Below are 22199 nucleotides of genomic sequence, written 5' to 3'. Positions count from 1 at the left end.
CTTGTCTGCCTCCCCCTTATCTGCCTCCCCCTTATCTGCCTCCCCCTTGTCTGCCTCCCCTTGTGTCATAATTCTTTTCTTCTTTTGAGAAAAGAAGCAATGGGGCAAAAGAATAAGTTGTTTTGCAAGAGAAAGCGGATTGTTTGAAGTGATGTTTCCTCTTGGCAAATGGTTTGGTTTTAAGACCTTGTACTGTTTTTTTGATGAAATCTTGTTTGTGCGGCAGCTGTTGGGCTGATGCACGATAAGGTCCATTGCGGGTTGTATTGTTAATTTGAGCTATGGTGTCTATGGTATGAGGGGGTGGTGTGACGGATTGTTACCGATATCATTGTTGATGGGGAACTTGTGTAGTTGTCGTGAAGACGGTGGTTCGGAGCTTAGTTGCTTTTAGGATAGCTGTTGATTGCTGGTGTCTAAACTTTCCAATAAAGGTTGCATTGCGTATCACAATCTCTTGTATCCACACCCTCACATCCACTCCCCTCGCATGCACACCCTCCACATCCACACCCGCCTCTTCATCCCAACCAGCCCATTATTCACAAGACTTATTCTCCCAAATTCCTCTCACGCCATTTCATGCCATGATAAAAATCCAACACACCCCAAAGCCTCCACAACACATAAAGCCTCTACGACCTTCCTATTCTTGTTTTACAGATCACCATTTTTACGCTTTTATATTTTTACAGAAAATAATAAACGCCCCCCTGCACTGCTCTGTAAACAATGCTTTCCCCCACCTTCTTGAGAACCACAACCACCGACTAATGTCAAATCCCCACATTTACACCCACACATCCACACGCCTATATCTAAATTCCTCGCATTCACTCCCTCATATCTCAACCCCTTTCATAGCAAAGAAAGATCACTTGGCCCCAATTTACGGGATTAGCGTATCAAATAAAAAATGATGAGTAGAAAATTGTTTTTTATCTTTAAGCTTCTTCATTTAAGCGTCTCAAATGGCGTTCCCACTTTCAAAAATTATCCCAACAGAAGAGAGATAAGACCGGCTCATCAAAATTATCGAACTCTACACATCGATACAAAAGCTATTTAACAAAGCAAAGATTGATTTTTTATGCAAAAGCTTGAAAGAGCAGCATCTTATTCATCAAAAAACAAGTCTCAACGCACTCTTTTAAGTTCAATGGAGAAACGGCTGTTAAAATAAAACGCAACACCCCGCAAAGCTTTGAAGTTTCCTTTGCTAAAAACAACCAGCCCCCTCACAAGAATACCCTTTAAAACAGCGCGCAATAAATAAAGTGCACAATAAATTTTAAGCACTTGTTCATCCATCTAACATGACCCAACCAACATTGGCCCACCCATCATGGCACCCTCATTCATTTCCACACAAGCTTAAATGCCCTATATGCTCTCTCTAAAATTGCCAATAACCTTTGATCTTTAAGCCCCTCTCCCCCTTTCAGCTTAAGGAAATTCACCTTGCCTGAAAATAAACCTGGGGTTTTCTATTATGCCCAGCAAATATTTTTGACAAACTTAACCCTATCCCATGTAAAGCCATGACCCTAGTTGCAACCCAAGTTTTTGGCAATCATACCAACGTAACATTTTTCACAAGCCAAGGACATTTTGAACCAAACGTTGCTAAACCTGTTATTGGCTACAACGTTTTACAATCGTTTATCGTTTTATATCAATGAAAAAACCTCATAGAATAATGCTCTTCCCCTTCACCCCTTTTTATTCTTCATATTGCCTCTTCTCATTTTTTATATGTCATCAAATCAATCCAAGCGATGCGCTTGGATTATCACAAGCAAACATAGCCTATCGATAAAAAATAATTTAAAATAAAAAAAATTGCTCTTTTCCTCACATCCTCAAGGCTATCGGCATATAAAAGTATTCGCCATACAAAGGCACGCACAATATTGAAGACTGACAAAGAATATGAGCAACCACCATGCACTTTTTTAACACAAGGCACATCCATATTGTAATATATTTATATTATTAAGCATCAACATAATAACCGTTATGGATAATACATTGATCACTAAATAATAAAATTATTTTTTATCTACAAAATATTTTTTTAAACAGAGAAAAAAATGAAGGAAATATATCCCCCCAAAAAAATCCTTAAAACTAAGGTTTATATGGGAGTGCAGCAAGACAAACCCGTTTCAAAAAAACGCTTAATTATGAAATGACAATAGATCTTCACAGTATTTTGTATTCATAATGATATTAAATGTAGATTTAATTAAACAATTTATGTATAGTGCGATTTGCAATTTTAAATAAATTAGGGATCTTTTATGAATACAAAACGTTTAATTACACTATCTCTTTTCACTTTCATGACCACTTTAACAGCGCAAGCAGCTGATACGGTAATCTCTCAGCAATCAAGGCTGGGTATTTCAGCACCAAGTGATTTATCGTCACGGATTTCACCGGTTACTGTTTCTGCGCCTTTTTCTTGGACTGGTTCTTATTTTGGTGCACAAATTGGATATATTTCTGGTAAACACACTTTAGATTACGCATCAGAAGCAAAAGAGGGAAAATGGGCTTGGGTTGATAGAGATTTATCACCAAAGCCATCGGAATTTGCTGGGGGGATTTATGCAGGTTCTAATATTGATCTAGGACATAACTTTATTATCGGTCTTGATATGGATATGGTCTGGTCTTGGAAAAAAAATATCCAAACGGGCGCCGGAAAGCAAATTCTAGATAAATCAGACACCATTAATGCGGTCTTTAAAGAAGCTGGAATTTCTACGATAAAACCTGCCACTCTGGGTGAACCGTCCTCTAATTATGGTGATATTATTGAAAGCAGTGTAACGTTGAAAGAAAAATGGACAGGTGCAACACGTGCGCGGATTGGTTTTTCTTACCATCGTCTTATGCCTTATATTGCAGGGGGCATCGCTTACACACAGACGCAATATATCCTATCACTTTCAACAAAATCACAAAAAGATTCGACAATACTAGCTTCTGGCAATGTGTTCGATAAAACAAAAAAAATGATTGGTTATACTGTTGGTGGTGGCTTTGATCTTGCCATGACAAACAACATTATCATGCGTACAGAATATCGTTATACAGATTTTTTAAAACAGAAATTTGAAAATGATGACCTTAAAATAGGCACAAAAACGCATAATTTTCGCCTTGGCATCGCTTATAAGTTCTAATATCTTCTAAGAGAAAATTAAACGTTTAAAAACCCTGTAAAAACAGGGTTTTTTGTGTCTCTCTTCCCCTTAAAAAGACGAAGTTTTTTAAAAACAAGCGCTCAACTGTCAACAAAGGATTGTGCAACAATCCAGCTTCTAGCAAGTTTCTATCCTCTCACCCTTTTATAGAACGCATTTGAAATATAAGAGCTTTACCATTACACCATTGGCGCCCTCATTCATTTCCACACAAGCTTAAATGCCCTATATGCTCTCTTTAAAATTGCCAATAACTTTCTATCTTTAAGCACCAGTCCCTCTTTCAGCTTTTAGCCCAAGCCGGCTCTTGGTTCAATTAAAGAGAGATGTAACACGCATGCCTTCCATTTAGCATACAAAATCAGCACACAAAAGAAGCAACAGCGAATAGGGTTCATCTGTCTCAATGTGGTGTCTTAACCCTGCCAATGTATTCGCTAGTTGGATATTACTTTACATGCATCAAATACAAGCTTTGTTAGGCCAACAAAATCATAAAATCGCTCATAGAGTCGCGATAAATTGGAGCAATATTCCAGCTTTTTACAAAACGATTTGCCAAAAAACAGCCATAACAACACCTGCCTTTGCGTTTACTTATTCTGTAACGACATGGCCCTAAACGCCTTTAAAAACAGCATTTTACAACTGTTTTAATACCAAAACGAAGTATGGAAAGCACTTATTTCTAAAAAAACAACAACGCTTCAGTGAATTCCTCCTAACTTTCCCTCTAGGCTTCCCATTTCATGGGTTTCACTTAAAACTTAAAATACTATGCACAAACCCTGCTCTAAATATTTAAGCTGACCTAAATACTTAAATACACGGAAAAAACACTGGAACATTTCAAGGAGACTAGCCTTATATCACCACACTTCAAATGACCATGTTTTACAACTGTTTTAATGGCAGAGTGATGCATAGAGATCAGCTATCTGTGTTGCTATAATTTATTGTTAACAAATTGATTTTATAATGATAATTTATCATCTTGAATGAGAAACTACGAATAGCCTAGGATTCTTTCTTTTAAAATTCCAGTATTTTTCAATTAATATGATGTAACACAACAGGATCAAGGAAAATAGGCCTAAAGTGGTACGGTTTTGATAAGCCATAATCCGGCTCTATCCGCATATTTACCTTTAGGCAAATTTTTTATAAAAAAGGCAGATAATCTATCACGTGTTCTTGTTTTCCTACTGACTTTTTAAACCACCTTTTGCATTGCATTTTTGACAAATTCACCAGATATCAAGACCGCCCACAAATGGTAAAATAATTGAATAGAAATAACGCGTTATGAATGAAACAAGATGAACAACGAAATCACGTGACAGCGCATGAGATCGATTAAGTGGTGCGGGTGGTCGGACTCGAACCGACACTCCTTTCGGAACCAGATTTTGAGTCTGGCGCGTCTACCAGTTCCACCACACCCGCACTGTATGATAAAAGACAAATCTGTTATAAAAGACAGCCTTATCGATTATTCCTTTGCACTACATGAAGAAGAATAGATTCGTCAACAGAAGACTTCTTATTTTTTAAGAATTCTTATCATTTTCTTATTTGTTTTATGAAATATTTTCTTTATGGGATTTATAGCAATCTCATTTGTAAAGTTTTTACCTCTTAAATTTATAAAAAACCTTATGATCTTAAACAAATTAAAGCTTTGGACAATTTCTTTAGCAAATCGGCGTACAGCGCCACACTGGCTTGGTTTCATTGCCTTTATTGAAAGTTCTGTTTTTCCAATTCCCATAGACGTTTTATATATCCCGCTGCTCCTTATCCGTAAAAAGCGGGTTTATCGCTATGCTTTAATTGCGACGATCTGTTCTGTTTTAGGAGGCATTGCCGGTTGGTTTATCGGACATTTTGCCTATGACACCCTTGCCAAACCCATTTTAGAATTTTACGGTAAAGTTGAAAATTTTGAAGCTTTAAAAAACAGTGCAACCCTGCAATTTCTAATTATTTTGCTGATAACATCAGGCTTTTTTCATCTTCCGCCCATCAAGATTGTCACAATTTTGGCCGGCGTAATGTGTGTACCTCTTGAACTTTTCATTCTTATTTGTATTTTGTCCAGAGGTGCCCGTTTTTATCTTCTCGCGTGGCTGATTAAACATTTTGGACAAAAAGCAATGAATTTTCTCATACAGCATTTCAAATGGATTATCCTCACAGGGTGTGTTAGCATCCTTTTGATTTTTGGAATTTTTATTGTTTTTTTTAACAAGCAGCTTTTATAAGGAACAGCCCAATGGCATGTGCTTTGTCTTCCCATCTACTTTTAAAGAAGCACCTTCATCTTGAACCCAGCAGAAAAGAACAAAGTTTATGGGCTTTTTTTCTTGCTTTTTGCTTGTCTTCCACAATAGGTCTTGCCCTTGGTTTTGAACATATTGGAGGGTATATTCCTTGCGATTTATGTTTTATCGAGCGCTTACCCTATTACAGTGCTATCCCATTTTTGCTCTTAGCAGGTTTTGGTGCATGGTTTTTTCGCATGTCTTCTTGGATACAACTTTTATTTTTATGTGTTTTTGTTTTAATGAGCATCAGCCTTGTTTTAGCCGTTTATCATGCAGGTGTTGAATATGGCTTTTGGACCGCTCCCCTTAGTTGTGGTTTAAAAGTTGTGCGCAAAACCACAAGCATTAACCAACTTCTTAACCAATTAAACAACATTCACCCTCCTTCTTGTTCTGAAGCATCCGCCCGTTTTCTTTTTCTGTCATTTGCTGGTTGGAATGTTGTCTCAAGCCTATTATTCACCCTTATGAGCCTCTACATTGCTTCAAAAGGCATTCTTTCATGCCACAAAAAGCCATAACAATAGAGCAATTTTTACTCTTAAAAAACACCTTATAGCGTATGGGGTCTCCACAAGCAAAAACCTCCATCACCAAGCCTCCAGAGCACAATGACCCCAAAACATAAGGGGCCCAAAGCACAAGCCTCTATAGCGCAGCTCCATACATTTCTTCCCCCACGCCACCAACACACCACATTTTCCCAATCCTCTCTCCTTTCAACAATACTGATAGCGTTCTGCAGCAACAATTCCCTCACCACAGCTGCCTACAAGGCCCTAACATCTTTTTTCTCATCCCCTCACAGCTTGTCTTATAGCAAGAATTTTTCACGAGCCTCTCCCCTCACACACAACATTATTTAGCAATATTATTTATTCAATACCGTGATCTATAATGATCATTCACTGTTTTGCATATTGAATGAGAGTCTCGGATATCACAAGATTTTCTCACTCCAACCCCTCTCAGATATGATCAATTAATATCACCTGCTTGCACATCATAAGCGGGTGGGCCCATGTGGGTAAACATGTGGGTAAAACTGTATAGACAAGAAATCAAAATGGCTCTTATGAATGCTCTCAAGTGCCAAGGGTTGGTCCGCAACATGGGAGCAAAAAAGTATGAGAGTGCCGGCTTGCTCTTTTATGCAGCTTGAAAGTAAGAAGACTCAATGGAATTTTTTATTATTGTATGGAGATTTTGCCGCTCTACTCTTCTTATATTCTTCACATATACTCTTCACGAGAACCCTTGCAAAATAGGCTTTTTTCTCTTGAAAAAAGTCTCCTTTAAAGAATGACCTTAAATTGCAAAAGTTGTTATCGTCTTTTAAACCCCTCAAATGAATAATGACATAAGCCTCTTCTTTCCCTATATTCTCGAGCATCAAGACATTAAAAATACGCCATCGAAAACACCCCTTTATAAAATAAAGCATATTTTCTCTCTCAATGCTTTCACACGGCTTTCACGCCCCCTCTCGACTCCACTTAATAAATCTCCCCACCTAATAAATACCCCCACCTAATAAATACCCCTGAACTTCCTTTATTTTCCAGCTTTACTTTCATGACATCCCAAAACTTTTTTTCAGCGTAACCTTTTTGCAGTTTTGTAGTTTTTAACTTTTAGCTTGACTTTCAGTTTATTTTTTTTATGTTTTAGAATTATTCTAAAGTGCAAAGGAACAGAAAATGTTGAAATCGTTTTTTTCATTTGTACAGCGTAAAGCTCTGTTCTTTCGTTCAACACAAAAAAGGTTGCTTCAAGCGCTCAAAGCAAAAGAACAACATGCCGCGCTTTATTTAAAATATGCCAAAGCTCTAGAACATTATTCCTCTAAGGAAGCTGCGGTTTTTACCGCCATGGGGCTTCAAGAGCTTGAAAATTATAAGCAACTTTTGTGTCTTTCTTGCCATAATCGCGCACACACTGCTGATGAACTGTGCCGCCGAACTTCTTTTGTACAAAACAAGAGGAGCCAAGCTTCACAGAAAAAAACAGCAGCAAATCACACCATAAAAAAGCCTTCGAAAGCGCAAAAACAAACACTTTTGACATGGATTCAACCAGGTCTTGCGGGATTAATGGACGGCTCTGTCTCCACCCTTGCTCCCATTTTTGCTGCAGCTTTTGCCACAGGAGAAACGCATCAAACTTTTTTGATAGGGCTCTCAGCTTCCATTGGTGCGGGACTTTCAATGGGTTTCACAGAAGCAGCCCATGATGATGGAAAATTATCAGGACGTGGTTCACCATTGAAAAGAGGTCTTGCCAGCGGCATTATGACAACATTAGGGGGATTAGGCCATACGCTGCCCTATTTAATCCACTCTTTTTACCTCGCAACAGTGATTGCCTTTATCATCGTTTTTTTCGAACTAGGCGCCATTGTCTGGATTCAGAACAAATACATGTCGACCCCTTTTTGGCGCGCCTCTTTACAAGTCATCATTGGGGGGGCTCTGGTTTTTGCCACAGGGATTATTATCGGGAGTATTTAAAAAAACACATACCCGATATTCCATTGGTGCAGGACTTTCAATGGGTTTCATAGAAGCAGCCCATGATTGATGGAAAATTATCAGGACGTGGTTCACCATTGAAAAGAGGTCTTTCCAGCACCATTATGACAACATGAGAGGGGATGAGGTTATAGGCTGCCCTATTTGATCCACTCTTTTTACCTCGCAACAGTGATTGCCTTTATCATTGTTTTTTTTTCAAACGAGGTGCCATTGTCTGGATGCAGAACAAATCGACCCCTTTTTGGCGTGCCTCTTTACAGGTCATCACTTTACAGGTCATCATTGGAGGGGCTCTGGTTTTTGCCACAGGGATTATTATCGGGAGTATTTAAAAAACACAGACCCGATAATTTCGATCTTGCATACGGCGGTTTCTTTTAAGAAAGCATCAAATCATTTTAGACAATGCCCTTAGGTGCTCTTATGATGCTTTAATATTTCTGTAGTATTTAAAAAATCTTGCCGAACAAATCATTGAGAACTCAAATAAGCCCATGTTTCTTCATAGGCATCATCATTGATCATGCTATTCTTAAAAATTTCACGTGCTTTGGAGTCTTATGGATCAACAAGAGATGATAACCAAGCTCTGGGGACAACCTATATCAAAAACCTTTATCGACTTGTTTTATGGATATCTTTTGTTAAAGTGTTCTTTTTTCTAGAACGCATATTTTGGAAATACCTTGATCATGACGCATACTGAAACCAACGCCCCTCTAAACAACCAAGAAAATGGTGTTTCTTCTCACTCTTCACATTCTGTGACTTTATTTGTTCAACGTCTTGCACACGGAGAAGGTTTAGAACTTCCTCACTACGCGACAGCAGGTTCTGCCGGTCTTGATCTGCGTGCAGCCCTTGGAGAAGAAGAAACGCTGGTCCTTGCACCAGGGCAGCGTGCCCTTGTTCCAACGGGTCTCATTTTTCATTTATCACTTGGGCTTGAAGCACAAATACGTCCACGCTCTGGCTTAGCTTTAAAACACGGCATCACATGTCTCAACACCCCAGGAACGATTGATAGTGATTACCGTGGTGAAGTCAAAGTCCTTCTCATCAATTTGGGCCAAGAAGACTTCTCTATAAAACGGGGAATGCGAATTGCTCAAACAGTCATCGCTCCCGTATCCCAAGTCAACGTTTGCGCCATTGAACCAGAACAACAAGACAACCAAAACTATAACCAAAGCCGTGGAACAGGCGGTTTTGGTTCAACAGGGCATACTTAAAGCGAAAAATTATCAGGGCTTGGTTCTCCATTGAACAGAGGTCTTGCCAGCACCATTATGACAACATGAGGGGGATGAGGTCATACTCTTCCCTATTTGATCCACTCTTTTTACCTTGCAACAGTGATTGCCTTTATCATTGTTTTTTTTCGCACGAGGTGCCATTGTCTGGATTCAGAACAAATACATGTCGACCCCTTTTTGGCGTGCCTCTTTACAGGTCATCATTGGAAGGGCTCTGGTTTTTGCCACAGGAATTATTATCGGGAATATTTTAAAAAACACATACCCCATATTCCATTGGTGCAGGACTTTCAATGGGTTTCACAGAACCAGCCCATGATGACAGCTTTTAAAGAAACATAGGCTCATTCCAACGACTCTTCTACCTCTGGCACTTCTGGAACTTTTGGCACTTCTAGCTCTTCTGGCACTTCTAGTTTCCTTGATTTTTTTGGGGCTCTTTGGGCGTTAAAGCGTAGGAGCATACGGCGCGTTTATGCCCAAAACTCTTTCGCTAAACACGCCCCTAAAGCAGCGTCCTTTTTTTCCTATCTCTTCTTCAAGCTTTACAATCGCATACCTTTATCAATTCAACCGTCTTGCGTGTGAAACAATGAAACTTCCTCATTACAACTGGTTTTGCGGGTCTTGATTGACATACAGCCTCCTAGAGAAGAAAAAAACCGAAGAAAAAACCTTGGCACATGAGACAATGCGCTTGTTCCAACACGTCTTTCATTGATCCCTTTCATTGTGATCCATAGGGGCTTTTAAAGCACAGCATGCCCACACTTCTCACGCAGCCCACACCCTTCCATGTTTCTAACACCCCAAGAACGATTGACGATAATGCCCCAGAAGACGCATCATCTTAACTGCTCGATTGGATTAAGAATAATGCATTGTCTGGTAAAATAACAGAGCCAAATGCCATGAGACTTTCTCATTCCCAATCTGTTTGTGCACCCATCAAAGCCAAGTCTCTTATCCGTTACAAATCCCTTACAAGCACTGCTGGCCCGTGTAGATAAAAAGGAGATAAAAATTGGAAAAATTCTTCCTTTTAACCCATGTGCCAAAGACTGTCACAGTCTTGCACAATAAATTGATTTATAATAACAATTCATTGTTTTGCATGTTGAGAAAGAGTCCCGAATGCCATGAGATTTTCTCATTCCAATTTATTTTGAATCAAGCAAAACTGTTCGCTTGCACGCCATAGAGCAAGATAAGCGTGTGGATAAAAACTGTACAGACAAGGATTAAAAATGGCTCTTATGAACGCTCTCAGTACTAAGGGTTGGTCCGCGCAGCAACACCCACGCGCCGGCAAAGTGTGTGATGGTGCTACTTCTCCAAAAATATAAAGATGGTGGGGCTCAATGGATTGACCATTATACCCTTCACAAGTGCCGTCGTGAAACGGGCTTAAGTGCTCTTTAAGAGATGTTTCTTTAAAACCAGCCCGTGAATGTGCTACTGGATGGCGCTCTGTTTGACATGAAAGTCATAATCCTATTAAAAAACGCGACAAACAAAAGCGTAAAGTAATGCATAATCTACATTCCTTAAAAGAGTTTGCCATGAATGCTTTTAAGAAAAGAGGCAAAACGTATAATGATACCCGCTTGCTCTTTTTTGAAGCATCAAGATGAAGATTCCAAGCAATTTTTTAATGATTATTTTATGAGAACATCCTTCATAGATGCCGTTGCAAAAGCTTTAGATGCATGAAGACACAAAGAACAACAGTTTCTTATACCTCCCCTCTTGCAGAAAAGTTGGGAGAATTTTGCAATCCAACAAAACTTAATTTTACGATATCCAGCTCACGCGTGATCTAATCAATGAACAACAGTCCTCTCATCAATTTCACTCTATCACTTTAATGAAGCTGCTTTATTGCCTTTTTAAAAAGGCTATTTTTATCATGGGTCAAAAGCCGTTCCAGAAATATGCGCATTTACATCATCACTCATTGTTGCTGCCTCATGACCAACCCCATTAGCACCCCCTCGCTCAATAGCACCGTCTGTCACAACAGCTCCCTCTGTCCCAGCAGCTGTTTGCTGATTGCCCTCCCCTCTTGCAGCAAAATTGGGAGAATTTTGTAATCCAACAAGACTTAATTTTACGATATCCAGCTCACGCGTGGTCTAATCAATGAACAACAGTCCTCTCATCAATTTCACTCTATCACTTTAATGAAGCTGCTTTATTGCCTTTTTAAAAAGGCTATTTTTATCATGGGTTAAAAGCCGTTCCAGAAATATGCGCATTTACATCATCACTCATTGTTGCTGCCTCATGACCAACCCCATTAGCACCCCCTCGCTCAATAGCACCGTCTGTCACAACAGCTCCCTCTGTCCCAGCAGCTGTTTGCTGATTGCCCTCCCCTCTTGCAGCAAAATTGGGAGAATTTTGCAATCCGACAAGACCGATTTTACGATATCCAGCCATGCGTATTTGGTTTAACAAATCGATTACAACGCCATAATCAATTTCACTATCCGCTTTGATTAAAATTTTTGTTTCTAAATTTTGCTTGGTTTCCCTTAACAAAGTTTCTCTCAAGGCTGCTTGTTGTATCAAATGATCCGCAATATAAAGAGAACGATCTTTTTGCAAAGTAACATATAAAGGTTCATCAGGTTGAACCATTGCAGGCACTTGAGTCATAGAAGGAAGTTGAACAGGAATAACAGATGTTGCCAATGGTGCAGCAACCATAAAAACAATCAGCAACACCAACACAACATCAATAAAGGGCGTCACATTAATTTCGCTGTGCAACCCACTGTCATCTATTTCCCAGTCATCATTAAAGCTTGCTTTCATTTTGTATGACTTTTCTGTTGTTTTTGTCGATCCAGTTCACGGCTCAAGAGTCTTTCAAGAGCAGCAGAAATATCTCCTAAATCACTGCGATAACCATTCAAAGCACGCATAAGGCTATTATACATAACAACGGCAGGAATAGCGACAAAAAGCCCAACTGCCGTTGCAAATAAGGCCTCAGCAATTCCAGGCGCCACCACATCAAGCCGCGTTGTTTGCGATTGAGCAATCCCAATAAAAGAATTCATAATTCCCCAAACCGTTGCAAAAAGACCAACAAAGGGTGCAATGGCGCCAATGGTTGCAAGAACAGCGTTCCCACACGCAACACGCCGTGTTGCCGCCAGCAAGCAGCGCGACAAAAGCGAATGAACTCTTTCTTTTAAACCTTCATGAACATCGCGGACATAACCATCACGAGAAACATCGCCATATTGATTATTTTCCTCATAAAAGAGAAGATCTTTAAGCATTTGTGCACTCTTCTTTGAACTTGCTCTTTCACCAGAGCTTTCGCTTGTCCCTTCAGGAGCCATAAAATGAACCTGTTGTGTAGAAAGATAGACCTCTTTAAGAACTTCTTTGAGAAAAAATACCCCAGCACCTTTGCTGTCTTTCAAACTCGCAGCCAAACGTGTAAGAGTCTGAGCATTAAGAACCAATCGAAGTTCATGACGCACACGTCGTTTTGCCAAAGTGATCTCAACAATTTTTACAAAAGCAATTGTCCAAGACATCAAAGAAGCAAGCAACAAAAGAATGATAACAGCTTTTACCACCCAATCAGCAGCCATAAACATAGAAAAAGGAGAAAAATCATGCATGGCCAATACAGCAGAATGACTTTCTAAAGGGACTGTCTCAGATTCCATTTCTCTCTCACATTCTTATAGTCTTAATCTTTTTTATGCGCTCAATCCTCATCCTGCACAGCATCACTGTTCCACAATACCCCTTCCCTTCAAACGTCACGTTCGCCTTCCTCTTAAGAAAAAACTTGATAAATAAAGTATAGTTTTATTTCCTAAATTCTCTCTTATTCTAGAGAAATCATTCAAGAAACTTTTTTATAACCCTTCAACCCGTTTATCTTATCCAATAAATTTACTCTATAAATTTGGCAAAATGATAGACTTGTAAGAAATATCCCATACAATATTTAGTTTATAAAGATAACGCATCATATTTCTACTGACAACACATTGGCTTATTAAGAATAATTTACCATCCCTCTGTTGCATAAGTCTCTTATATTGCAAGCTTTTCTCATTTCAACGGCTTTTATCAACCCAACAAAACATTTCCTTGTATGGGATAATTTATACGGGATAAACAGTAAAGATAACACACTTGAAGAAAAAAGGATTTTTACCTCTTAAAAAAATCAATTCTTCTAAAATCCTCTTCTTACCATTAAAAATATGCCATAAATCTCTAAAAAAAGGACGGGTGCACTCTTAGAATATAATGAAGGGTGTTCATTTACCCCCTCAATGCATAAGAGACAAAAGAGTAAGCAACATTATTTTTTCTTCTCTGCTTCAAAAGCCTTAAAATTTGCAAAATTTTTCCTGCAAAATCACCACAATCATATTTTTACCCTATACCAAGTCTTAAAAAAACAAGTTCCAACGTGCTTCTTTAAAAAACGACACCATAAGATGCTAGAGAATGATGCTAACTTCCTTTCAAAAACATAAGATAATTTCAACAGATGGGAAGCTTTAGGGACAGAGCCCATCTTATAGTCCGCATTATAAGCGAGATTTATTTTATCAAAAACAATTTCAAATTCGACAAAATGAAGGGAACTAAAAAAAACTTTTTGCGTTATCCAAGCAGTAAAAATTTTCACTCCAATGCAAATGATTACGATGAACACACCAACACAAATATAAACTAACAATATACAAGAGAGGGAAAAACATCATGGCCAAGAATAAAACAACACAAACCAATAAAACAGCCGCAGAAAAAGACCTACAAAACGAGCTCCAAGGACAGTTAGAAACGTTACGCCATGAAATTTCAGGGATGACCTCAACATTAACAGATCTTGGTGCAAAAAAATTCAATGCCGCCAAAGACAAAGCAGAAAAACTGTATCACTCAGCGAAAGAAAGTGGTGAAGACATCATGTCTCAAGCAAAAGACAAAATCAGTGAACTTGAACAAACCATGAATCAATGCATTCGCAAAAATCCTGGCAAAAGCGTTTTGTTTGCCGCAGGCGTTGGTTTTATTCTTGCTCAATTACTACGTCGTTAAACAATGCATAAGTTTATCGCACCTCTTTTAAACCATCTTGTCGGTGGAGGGCTTAAAAGCACAGTCAAGCAAGTGCGCCTTCAAGCCATTTGCTGTGGGATTATTGGCATTTCATTTTTTATGGCTTTGCTTTTTTTATGTATCGTTGGTTTTCTTGCGTTATGTACTGTTGTAAAGCCTCTTACCGCTGCCAGTATCATGTTTTTAATTTGGTTTTTTCTTGGAGCTTTAAGTCTTATGATCAGTCGGATTCTTAAGGCTTATCAACGCTATGATCAACAAAAAAAGACCGAAGAACAACGCCACAAACTGATGACAGATGCAACTGTTTCCAGCCTAGCTGTTCTCAGCCAACATCTCCCTTTTGCTAAATTGAGTGTCCCCATTTTGGGACTTGCAACTTATTTTCTGTGGAAAAAAGATAAAAAAGATCGCTTTTCAAATAAAAATATGTAAAACTACTATCAAATTCTCCCCCCCCCGGGTATTTTCTTTCCTTTGGAGAGAAAATACCTTTTTATTTTCGCTATCTTTTTAGCTTTTCCAAGCTTTTGAGAAGAAATCCCTTTCATTTTAACTCAAAATTCTGTGGATCCGCTTAAATTCCTTGCACATCGCCCCCATGTTTTCACGATCTATGAAGTAACAAGCCGGCCTCATCATTATATTTGCCAAATTATATATATTTGCAGTTGGGCGTCCTCGTTTTATACCACGTTGACGAGCAACACTTAACGCTTCTTTTGTACGTGTTTGAATTAAATGTCTCTCAATCTGCGCTACCATACCTAATACAGTCGCGATGATATCACTTTGTAAACTCCCATCCATGATAAGGTTTTGTTTCGTCACGTGAAAAATTAAACCACGTTCACTAGCGGCTTTGAGAATTTCTAGGACAGCAAGAGAAGAACCAGCTATACGAGAAAATTCAGGAGTTAATAATACATCTCCTCGTTCTGCTTTTTCAATTAAAGCACCAAGCTTACGCTTGCGCCAATCTTTCCCTCTACTTGCAATTTCTTCTTCAATATGGAGTGGAGCAAAGCCATGTTTGTTAGCATATTCTAACAAACCAAATTTTTGATTTTCTGTATCTTGTCCATCACGAGAAACACGTAAGTAAGCATAAAATTTTGTCATATTCAGTAAAAACGTCAGTTTACATTTAAACTGATATATTTTCATTTAAAAAAACGTCAAATAAATATATATTTTTGCATCAGAAGAAATGATCGTTTTTGCTGATATAATATTACTCAGTATATTAAAAATATCATCATTTAAAACGGAAAGATAAGCAATAAAATTAAATTTTTAAATGTTGAGAACGCTGTTGAATAATATTAATGATTGCATCAAAAACTTCAGAACGCAAACCTTCACTCTCGAGTTCTTTCTTTAATTTTATTGCCTTATCATTGATTGAATCAGTCATTCTTTTTATTTGCTTTTTTAAGGACAATTGAGAAGCTTTAGTATCCGCGACTATTTTATAAAAATGACGCAAATATGTATTTTTAGGTATATATTCTCCTCCTATTTTCATAGCCATTTTTTGAGATAAATCTGAATAAATAGCTGTGCTTAACAAATCATATGCAGGAGCAAGTTCTGGTTTTTTCTGTTGGTAAAGTAGTGAAAAGTTTTTGCCATGCGCATCGGCATTACCAATTAAATAATTAAAAATAATTATATTAAGGAAATTCAGTTGATCAACAGCAGGACGCAATGTATGCTGGAAAATAACGGTTTGACACGCAGCAATACTAGGTCCTCCTTCACATTCATATTTAAATTCTGGAGCTATACTAAGTGCTTGACAAAAATCCTCTTGATGAATACGCAAAATTGTTCCGTTAGAAGATATTTGACGGTCATATCGAGTGATAAGACAATAAGGTGTATTATTCACAAAATGTAAATACACTTCCGGCACATTAATACCTACGAGTTTTGCCAATTTCATACAAAAAAGCTCATTATGCGCACTGTCATTAATATGTTCAATGAGAAGTTTCAAAATATGCGTGGTCGGTGCACCCCCTTTAATGAGTTGAACACGGTTATCTTTAAAGCCAACCGCTAATTTATCTTGTGCACCCGCAAGAGACAATCTGTAGCCATCTCCACCAGCAAGCATTGGACGACGTTTAATACACTCAAGAATTTCTTTCAATTGAGTATCATCAAGAGTTTCTACATCATCAGTTGGCAAATTTGGAACTTGTCCATGTGGATATAAAGCGAGAGCACCAGCACAATCTCCCCCAACAACTTCAAGCAAAGCAAAAGCATTTCGTTCAGAAAGACCTAAATAAGTTGCTAAACGATATCTTACATTATCATCGGGTAAGAGACCGGAAAAAAAGGCTTTTACTGCTTGACCTTTATAAGCTTCAACACGAGGAGGTAGAGAGACAGAGATGCCCTGTAAATCTTTATACAAATAATCAGTATCGTAGAGAAACGTGAGATCTCCACTTTTTTGTTGTTGTAATTGACCTACTAATTTTGCGTGTAAATAAACATCAAGTGTACGGGTCATAATTTTTCATTTTCAATCTGAATATCAAGACCAAGCATTGAAAGCACATGTATGGTTTTTCCAACATGACAAGACTCTTTGCCTCTTTCTAAATCACGGATAAAACGCACACCAACCCCTGATGTAGCTGCTAACTGTTCTTGTGTTAATCCTTGTTTTTTACGTGTATTTCTAACAATAAAACCCAATATTTTCATTCTGCTTTCAATCATAATCGTCCCTTTCGGGATTATTTTATCATTTTATGCTTTTATTACAAGAAAATAAACCTGTACGGGACGTTTTTATCCCATATACTCTTAAAGCCTTATCCGAAGAACAAAGAAGAGTGCATATTTTGCGTATACTTCATGCAAAAAAAAACTTCAGTAGTTAACTGTATCTAAATTGAATCCGGCTGTGTTTAATAGTTCAACAAGTTTTTGGATCGTCTCTTTTACGTGTTCATTAAAAGGAATGTAATTAATCCCTTCATAATCTAAAGGCACTTCAACATCTCGTTTTTTTAAAATAGCAATATTTCTGCAAGAAATTTTAGGAATTAACATACCCATTTTAAAAATAACATTTTGATTAGCGCGCGGTTTTGCGTCTTTTTTATCAGCAGATTTTTCATATCCAATCTCATCGGGAGTAAGTAGCACAATACCAAATTTTGGAGAATTAATTTGCATACTAATTTCTTGTTTAAAATCCTCAATAGTAGTTAAATTATCACTACCAAATTTCAGAACGTATGGTTCCAATCCAAGCTTAAAAAGAACACGTTCAGTTTGTTCTAAAGTAGTATGATCATTATATACAATAAAAATTTTTGGCATTTTTATATCCCCTATAAAATATATGCATTTATCCCAGAGGGCTTATTATTTTTTATCAACGAATAATTGCGATAAAAATTTCTCCCAATCTATATTTTCCTTTAATTTATCATTAGTCTCTTTATCAAATTTTATTTTTTTACCATTTACAGTAAAATAAAATTCAACACTTTCGATATCATCATGATTGAGCATTACCAACACCTATAATTTTAATTATGTTCCATGTTTTATTGAGTTTAATGGAAATTTTAATACCTTTGTTTTTACATTGCTCTCTGAAAGCAGGCGCCCCTATAAGCTCTCCTTCTCATCATGATTTCGGAGCCGCGTGAGAAGGATAAAACAATCCGTTTGGTTCTTTGTCAAGGACGCCGTTAGGCGCCCCAAAGGGGTTTCCTTGACCTTAAGAACCTAGGATTGTTAGTCCTTCGATAAACGCGGGTCTGATCTCATGATTTTGGTGAGCGTACGGAGAGTTTGAGAGGCGGATAGCCTCTCATTAAAAATAAGGATTAACTGAAAATATTTATATTTTTCATGTTTCTTTAAAAAGTATAAAAAACTAAAAAAGTAATTGCTAAATGAAAATGTCTTGTATATATCTCTTTTTCGGAGGGAGGGACCCCTACATGATATCCCCCGCAGGGTTGTTATAGTAAATCTCTTTCTCCATTCAATCAGAAGAACTTCATTTTATCTGTTTCGTTAGACATTTTTTCTCCTTTTTTAGTTTTTATCAAACTTATGGTGCAATTTTCTTTGAATTTGTTTGCATGTTTAAAGTTTTAAGAACTTCATTTAATTCTGATTTGAATAAAGAAATTTTTTGATCTGTTAATTTTGATGACTCATTTTTCTCTGTTTTTTGCCCGCACCAATTATTCAGCTTTTCTTCAGAAGCTTCATTGAGTAGGGCATAGAAAGAACGTTCTAGATAGAGCTCTCCTCGATTTTCTTTGGCAATCATGCCGCGCAAATATCCTCCAGATGATTTAATTAATTCTTTGCAATGTTTTTCGAAAATGATAGCAATGGCTAGAGCAGCTTTTTTAATTCCCATAGTTTTTTTAGCGTCTTCAACAGCATGAGAAGAAATCCCCTTCATTTTAGCTAAAAACTCCATAGACCCAATTAAATCTCTTTCAGATTGCAATCCATGTTTCATAAACATAGCAACATTAGGCAATGCTTGCGTTAAAAGTTCTGGTTTGATTTGAAGCGATTTGCTGTTTTTTGAAGGTAAGGTGGATTCAGTTTTGCCTTTCTCTATATTTTCATAAGCATTTTTTGTACAGTTGTCGGTTGTCTCTAGGTTTTGGTTATTTTCGTTAAGGTTTGAATTTTCTCTTTCGTTACAATTACTAATTAGATTAGGGGTTGTATATTCTATGTGTATCTTGTCAGCACAATACGTGTATCTTGTTTTTGATGTTTTTTGCGTAAAAAAACGCTGTAAAATCCACTGAAAAAGACCAATTGCTTTATGCAATTGTTTCCACCGAAGCTTTGGCTGGCCGACCAATAATGTGAAGGATTTTTTGCATTCTCGAAAAAAGCAAAGATGTAAATGGTGTCGCTTCAATTGATGCATAAGAAGCTTTAATTTGTCGCACTAACCCCTGAAAACAATGCAAAGCATCCTTTTGTCTTCTCTGAGCCTCTAAAACTTCATCAATTTTTTGTTTAAGTTCATGGTATTGAGACACAAGAATACGTAAATCAATCCCACAAGCTGTTATAATTCCATGACTACGGCTTCGCGATGAATAGCGTTTAAAATTACCAGAATCCTGCATGACAACAAGACCACAATCATAAAGGCGTGAAAGCAATATACTCACGCGTGATTCACTACGGCAAATTTCATTACCAAGACAGTAATTGCTTTTAAAAACGATAGGAACTCCACCTTTTTCAAATGAAGACGTCGAAGCTGTATTCAATAAAACTAAGAGAAGTTTTGCTTCTGTCTCTCGTATAAAACCAGCTATCTCTAATTTTCTAGCCAATCCAATTAATTGTCCTCGACTTACAACCCCCATTTTAGCAGTTTCAGCTAATTTTCTAAATTCTATATGATGTGCACTTAACTTTCTTCCGAATGTTTTTTTAACCATAATTGTTTTAACCTCTCTGTCAGAGGCAAAAAAAAGTAAAAAATACTCCTTTTCTACAAAATTTCTCTTGCAGAATATATCGCGATAAATTAAAATGAGAATTACTTAGAATTTTTAATTCGCCGCATAGGTATTTTAGAAACCCTTCTGTTAACGCAGTTGGGTTTTTATTTTTTTTGCCATTGTTTTTTCCTCATTTTGAAAGTGACTCATAGCTTTAAAAAAGCATGTCAAGGTAAAATCTATATTAAAAAACAAACACTCCCCAATGCCCCAAGGATTGTCGGGATATTTTTTCTTTTCTTACATACGAATTTGCTCAAAAAATAAAATGCGTTCCCAAAACAAAATTAAAGATGGAACCACAAAACGACATCGCTTTCACTCATATAAACCGCCAATCCCTTTTTATACACCCCCTTTATATTAAATGTACAAAGGATAAAATTCCACCATCACAGGAAGGCAAAAACTCTTTCACCAACCGCTTCTTTAGCGGCTCGATTACCGCTCTAACTGGCTGCTTACCTGCTCTTCCTCCGCTATAACTCAAGAATTGCAACCTCTCACTCAAGAAAGACCTTCTAGCACATACAGACCTTCTCTTAAGCCCCCCTCATTATCATAGAAAACATTCCCCAAAGGCCAACCGCTTTTCTTCAATGAACATTCCTCCAACAAATCATTTCAAAAACTCCCTTTTGTTTTTCAACAGATGACCTGATCGCTTATCCGTACAGCATTCAAGATTCCTTAAAGCTCAAGCACTTACAAGCGTATCATGATGAGTAATAACATCCATTAACTCTGTCACAACCGTGTCCAACACTTCTCGTGCATCACCTTCAGCCATAAGGCGGATAACCGGCTCAGTTCCAGAAGCACGGATCACCAGCCGTGCTTCTTTTCCCAATCGCTTTTCTGCTTGATCAATAGCCGTTTTGACGGGATTTTTTTTCAGAACATTTTTATTTTTAATTGTTACATTTTTTAAAATTTGCGGGACAGGTTCAAACCGTTTACACAATTGGCTCATAGTGCTTTGACTTTCCTTCATACAAGCTAAAATCTGCAAAGCCGCCACCAACCCATCACCGGTTGTTCCAAAATCACTAAGCACGATATGCCCAGAAGCCTCACCTCCAACATTATATCCCTTTTGACGCATGGCATCGACAACATAACGATCTCCAACTTTTGTCCTGATCAGTTCCAGCCCTTTGCCGTTCAAAAACCGCTCCAGTCCCAGATTAGACATAATCGTTGTGACAACCCCATTGCACCGTAATCGTCCCATTTTATGCCAATTTTCAGCAATCACAGCAATTAACTGATCCCCATCAACCGTTTGTGCTTTTTCATCAACAATGAGAACACGATCACCATCTCCATCAAGAGCAATCCCTACATCAGCACGCACTTCATGTACTTTGCGTTTTAAAGAGCTTAAATCGGTTGAACCACATTTTTGATTAATATTGGTCCCATTGGGTTCATCATGAATAGCAAAAACCTCAGCCCCCAATTCCCATAAAGCACGGGGAGCGGCTTTATAAGCAGCCCCATTGGCACAATCCACAACAATACGCACAGCATCCAAGCGAACGTCACGGGGCAACGTTCGTTTAGCATATTCAATATAACGATAAATATCCCCCTCAACCCGTTTTGCAGAACCAATTTCAGCAGAACTTGCTAAAGATTTTGAAAGATCTGTATCGATCAATTGTTCAATTCTTGCTTCCATCTCATCTGAAAGTTTAAAACCATCAGGACCAAAAAGTTTAATTCCATTATCATAGAAAGGATTATGAGAAGCAGAAATCATCACCCCAAGATCCGCGCGCAAAGAGCGACAAAGCATAGCAACAGCAGGTGTTGGGACTGGCCCCAATAAAAAAACTTCCATCCCCGCAGCCGTCAATCCTGAAACCAAAGCATTTTCCAACATATAGCCAGATAATCGAGTATCCTTGCCAATCACCACACGACGCGATTGATGTTGTGAACGGAATAAAACCCCTACAGCCATCCCCACTTTCATAGCAAAATCGGGTGTCATGGGAAATGAATTGGCTTTCCCCCGAATTCCATCTGTACCAAAATATTTTTGCACCATGACTCTTTCCTTTATTTTCTTTCCTTGGGCTTTTCTTTAAAACTCTAGCAGTATCCCCTTGGTACAATAGCCCCCTTCACCATAGATCCTCTCACCCTATAAATGAAACCATTGGACTCGCCCCTCATCTTTTTAGACAATCAAAACCCTATTCACCATCTACACATCTAA

The 22199-nt window shown here is 37.9% G+C and carries 21 protein-coding genes, 1 tRNA gene and 3 pseudogenes; 10 read left to right on the top strand and 15 right to left on the bottom strand.

Going from position 1 to position 22199, the window contains the following annotated elements:
- From CEV08_RS09660 to CEV08_RS09490, 4 genes are all read right to left on the bottom strand, one after another.
- The coding region (locus tag CEV08_RS09660; RefSeq protein ID WP_210421460.1) for a hypothetical protein at nucleotides 1-255 on the bottom strand (255 nt) is incomplete at its 3' end.
- A 73-nt stretch (nucleotides 256-328) separates the two neighbouring features.
- Nucleotides 329-511: a hypothetical protein gene (locus tag CEV08_RS09495; RefSeq protein WP_100130426.1), complete on the bottom strand. Its 183-nt coding sequence runs from the start codon at nucleotides 509-511 to the stop codon at nucleotides 329-331.
- A 170-nt stretch (nucleotides 512-681) separates the two neighbouring features.
- Nucleotides 682-804, bottom strand: a complete 123-nt coding sequence (locus CEV08_RS10110; protein WP_280951716.1) for a hypothetical protein — start codon at nucleotides 802-804, stop codon at nucleotides 682-684.
- A 333-nt stretch (nucleotides 805-1137) separates the two neighbouring features.
- Nucleotides 1138-1311: a hypothetical protein gene (locus tag CEV08_RS09490; protein ID WP_180753544.1), complete on the bottom strand. Its 174-nt coding sequence runs from the start codon at nucleotides 1309-1311 to the stop codon at nucleotides 1138-1140.
- A gap of 992 nt (nucleotides 1312-2303) precedes the next feature.
- Here CEV08_RS09490 and CEV08_RS03735 point away from each other — a divergent pair.
- Entirely contained in the window at nucleotides 2304-3194 is an 891-nt protein-coding gene (locus CEV08_RS03735; RefSeq protein ID WP_100130425.1) for an outer membrane protein, read from the top strand.
- A 1382-nt stretch (nucleotides 3195-4576) separates the two neighbouring features.
- Here CEV08_RS03735 and CEV08_RS03725 read toward each other — a convergent pair.
- Nucleotides 4577-4661 (bottom strand) — tRNA-Leu (locus CEV08_RS03725).
- A 212-nt stretch (nucleotides 4662-4873) separates the two neighbouring features.
- Here CEV08_RS03725 and CEV08_RS03720 point away from each other — a divergent pair.
- The 7 genes and pseudogenes from CEV08_RS03720 to CEV08_RS10255 form a co-directional block, all read left to right on the top strand.
- A complete protein-coding gene (locus CEV08_RS03720; protein WP_100130430.1) occupies nucleotides 4874-5479 on the top strand; it encodes a YqaA family protein in 606 nt (201 codons plus the stop codon).
- 11 nt (nucleotides 5480-5490) lie between these two features.
- Nucleotides 5491-6063, top strand: a complete 573-nt coding sequence (locus tag CEV08_RS03715; RefSeq protein WP_100130423.1) for a disulfide bond formation protein B — start codon at nucleotides 5491-5493, stop codon at nucleotides 6061-6063.
- Nucleotides 6064-7242: 1179 nt separating this feature from the next.
- Entirely contained in the window at nucleotides 7243-8052 is an 810-nt protein-coding gene (locus CEV08_RS03705; RefSeq protein ID WP_100130421.1) for a VIT1/CCC1 transporter family protein, read from the top strand.
- 19 nt (nucleotides 8053-8071) lie between these two features.
- Nucleotides 8072-8408 (top strand): annotated as a pseudogene (locus CEV08_RS03700) (hypothetical protein); the annotation flags it as partial.
- 360 nt (nucleotides 8409-8768) lie between these two features.
- The gene (dut, locus tag CEV08_RS03695; RefSeq protein WP_100130420.1) at nucleotides 8769-9308 is read left to right on the top strand and encodes a dUTP diphosphatase; all 540 of its coding nucleotides are present in this window, start codon (nucleotides 8769-8771) and stop codon (nucleotides 9306-9308) included.
- A gap of 6 nt (nucleotides 9309-9314) precedes the next feature.
- Nucleotides 9315-9582 (top strand): annotated as a pseudogene (locus tag CEV08_RS09850) (hypothetical protein); the annotation flags it as partial.
- 997 nt (nucleotides 9583-10579) lie between these two features.
- Nucleotides 10580-10915 (top strand): annotated as a pseudogene (locus CEV08_RS10255) (integrase); the annotation flags it as partial.
- Nucleotides 10916-11555: 640 nt separating this feature from the next.
- Here the strand turns inward: CEV08_RS10255 and CEV08_RS03680 are convergent.
- Together CEV08_RS03680 and CEV08_RS03675 are read right to left on the bottom strand one after the other, a co-directional pair.
- Nucleotides 11556-12152 carry a biopolymer transporter ExbD gene (locus tag CEV08_RS03680; RefSeq protein WP_100130419.1) on the bottom strand — a complete coding sequence of 199 codons (597 nt, stop codon included), beginning with the start codon at nucleotides 12150-12152 and terminating at the stop codon, nucleotides 11556-11558.
- Nucleotides 12149-13024 (bottom strand): MotA/TolQ/ExbB proton channel family protein, encoded by an 876-nt coding sequence (locus CEV08_RS03675; RefSeq protein ID WP_100130418.1) that lies wholly within the window; start codon nucleotides 13022-13024, stop codon nucleotides 12149-12151. Before CEV08_RS03675 ends, CEV08_RS03680 begins: the two co-directional genes overlap by 4 nt.
- A 1057-nt stretch (nucleotides 13025-14081) precedes the next feature.
- Here CEV08_RS03675 and CEV08_RS03665 point away from each other — a divergent pair.
- Both CEV08_RS03665 and CEV08_RS03660 read left to right on the top strand, forming a co-directional pair.
- Complete coding sequence (locus tag CEV08_RS03665) at nucleotides 14082-14420, top strand: DUF883 family protein (RefSeq protein WP_100130416.1); 339 nt, start codon at nucleotides 14082-14084, stop codon at nucleotides 14418-14420.
- A gap of 3 nt (nucleotides 14421-14423) precedes the next feature.
- The gene (locus CEV08_RS03660; RefSeq protein WP_100130415.1) at nucleotides 14424-14876 is read left to right on the top strand and encodes a hypothetical protein; all 453 of its coding nucleotides are present in this window, start codon (nucleotides 14424-14426) and stop codon (nucleotides 14874-14876) included.
- 117 nt (nucleotides 14877-14993) lie between these two features.
- Here CEV08_RS03660 and CEV08_RS03655 read toward each other — a convergent pair whose 3' ends face one another.
- From CEV08_RS03655 to glmM, 8 genes are all read right to left on the bottom strand, one after another.
- Nucleotides 14994-15563 carry a recombinase family protein gene (locus CEV08_RS03655; protein WP_245407023.1) on the bottom strand — a complete coding sequence of 190 codons (570 nt, stop codon included), beginning with the start codon at nucleotides 15561-15563 and terminating at the stop codon, nucleotides 14994-14996.
- Nucleotides 15564-15729: 166 nt separating this feature from the next.
- Nucleotides 15730-16968 carry a type II toxin-antitoxin system HipA family toxin gene (locus CEV08_RS03650; protein ID WP_100130414.1) on the bottom strand — a complete coding sequence of 413 codons (1239 nt, stop codon included), beginning with the start codon at nucleotides 16966-16968 and terminating at the stop codon, nucleotides 15730-15732.
- Nucleotides 16965-17180, bottom strand: coding sequence for a type II toxin-antitoxin system Y4mF family antitoxin (locus tag CEV08_RS03645; protein ID WP_100130413.1), 216 nt, complete (start codon nucleotides 17178-17180; stop codon nucleotides 16965-16967). The genes CEV08_RS03650 and CEV08_RS03645 overlap by 4 nt, the downstream gene beginning before the upstream one ends.
- Before the next feature lie 153 nt (nucleotides 17181-17333).
- Nucleotides 17334-17789 carry a TIR domain-containing protein gene (locus tag CEV08_RS03640; protein WP_100130412.1) on the bottom strand — a complete coding sequence of 152 codons (456 nt, stop codon included), beginning with the start codon at nucleotides 17787-17789 and terminating at the stop codon, nucleotides 17334-17336.
- 45 nt (nucleotides 17790-17834) lie between these two features.
- Nucleotides 17835-17984: a hypothetical protein gene (locus CEV08_RS09485; RefSeq protein ID WP_173051581.1), complete on the bottom strand. Its 150-nt coding sequence runs from the start codon at nucleotides 17982-17984 to the stop codon at nucleotides 17835-17837.
- Nucleotides 17985-18534: 550 nt separating this feature from the next.
- Entirely contained in the window at nucleotides 18535-19281 is a 747-nt protein-coding gene (gene repC / locus CEV08_RS09845) for a replication initiation protein RepC (protein ID WP_245407022.1), read from the bottom strand.
- The gene (locus tag CEV08_RS09840; protein ID WP_245407021.1) at nucleotides 19274-19909 is read right to left on the bottom strand and encodes a helix-turn-helix domain-containing protein; all 636 of its coding nucleotides are present in this window, start codon (nucleotides 19907-19909) and stop codon (nucleotides 19274-19276) included. Before CEV08_RS09840 ends, repC begins: the two co-directional genes overlap by 8 nt.
- Before the next feature lie 760 nt (nucleotides 19910-20669).
- The gene (glmM, locus tag CEV08_RS03630; RefSeq protein WP_100130411.1) at nucleotides 20670-22028 is read right to left on the bottom strand and encodes a phosphoglucosamine mutase; all 1359 of its coding nucleotides are present in this window, start codon (nucleotides 22026-22028) and stop codon (nucleotides 20670-20672) included.
- Between the last annotated feature and the right edge of the window lie 171 nt (nucleotides 22029-22199).

The sequence above is a fragment of the Bartonella tribocorum genome, from assembly GCF_002778015.1.
In the GTDB taxonomy this organism is placed as follows: Bacteria; Pseudomonadota; Alphaproteobacteria; order Rhizobiales; family Rhizobiaceae; genus Bartonella; species Bartonella tribocorum_B.
This window is presented reverse-complemented; position numbering and strand designations above follow the sequence as displayed.

Coding starts and splice junctions, on each gene's coding strand:
- CEV08_RS10110 (WP_280951716.1), bottom strand. CDS start 804: ATGTGTGGGTGTAAATGTGGGGATTTGACATTAGTCGGTGGTTGTGGT.
- CEV08_RS09490 (WP_180753544.1), bottom strand. CDS start 1,311: ATGGATGAACAAGTGCTTAAAATTTATTGTGCACTTTATTTATTGCGC.
- CEV08_RS03735 (WP_100130425.1), top strand. CDS start 2,304: ATGAATACAAAACGTTTAATTACACTATCTCTTTTCACTTTCATGACC.
- CEV08_RS03720 (WP_100130430.1), top strand. CDS start 4,874: ATGATCTTAAACAAATTAAAGCTTTGGACAATTTCTTTAGCAAATCGG.
- CEV08_RS03715 (WP_100130423.1), top strand. CDS start 5,491: ATGGCATGTGCTTTGTCTTCCCATCTACTTTTAAAGAAGCACCTTCAT.
- CEV08_RS03705 (WP_100130421.1), top strand. CDS start 7,243: ATGTTGAAATCGTTTTTTTCATTTGTACAGCGTAAAGCTCTGTTCTTT.
- dut (WP_100130420.1), top strand. CDS start 8,769: ATGACGCATACTGAAACCAACGCCCCTCTAAACAACCAAGAAAATGGT.
- CEV08_RS03680 (WP_100130419.1), bottom strand. CDS start 12,152: ATGAAAGCAAGCTTTAATGATGACTGGGAAATAGATGACAGTGGGTTG.
- CEV08_RS03675 (WP_100130418.1), bottom strand. CDS start 13,024: ATGGAATCTGAGACAGTCCCTTTAGAAAGTCATTCTGCTGTATTGGCC.
- CEV08_RS03665 (WP_100130416.1), top strand. CDS start 14,082: ATGGCCAAGAATAAAACAACACAAACCAATAAAACAGCCGCAGAAAAA.
- CEV08_RS03660 (WP_100130415.1), top strand. CDS start 14,424: ATGCATAAGTTTATCGCACCTCTTTTAAACCATCTTGTCGGTGGAGGG.
- CEV08_RS03655 (WP_245407023.1), bottom strand. CDS start 15,563: ATGACAAAATTTTATGCTTACTTACGTGTTTCTCGTGATGGACAAGAT.
- CEV08_RS03650 (WP_100130414.1), bottom strand. CDS start 16,968: ATGACCCGTACACTTGATGTTTATTTACACGCAAAATTAGTAGGTCAA.
- CEV08_RS03645 (WP_100130413.1), bottom strand. CDS start 17,180: ATGATTGAAAGCAGAATGAAAATATTGGGTTTTATTGTTAGAAATACA.
- CEV08_RS03640 (WP_100130412.1), bottom strand. CDS start 17,789: ATGCCAAAAATTTTTATTGTATATAATGATCATACTACTTTAGAACAA.
- CEV08_RS09485 (WP_173051581.1), bottom strand. CDS start 17,984: ATGCTCAATCATGATGATATCGAAAGTGTTGAATTTTATTTTACTGTA.
- CEV08_RS09840 (WP_245407021.1), bottom strand. CDS start 19,909: ATGGTTAAAAAAACATTCGGAAGAAAGTTAAGTGCACATCATATAGAA.
- glmM (WP_100130411.1), bottom strand. CDS start 22,028: ATGGTGCAAAAATATTTTGGTACAGATGGAATTCGGGGGAAAGCCAAT.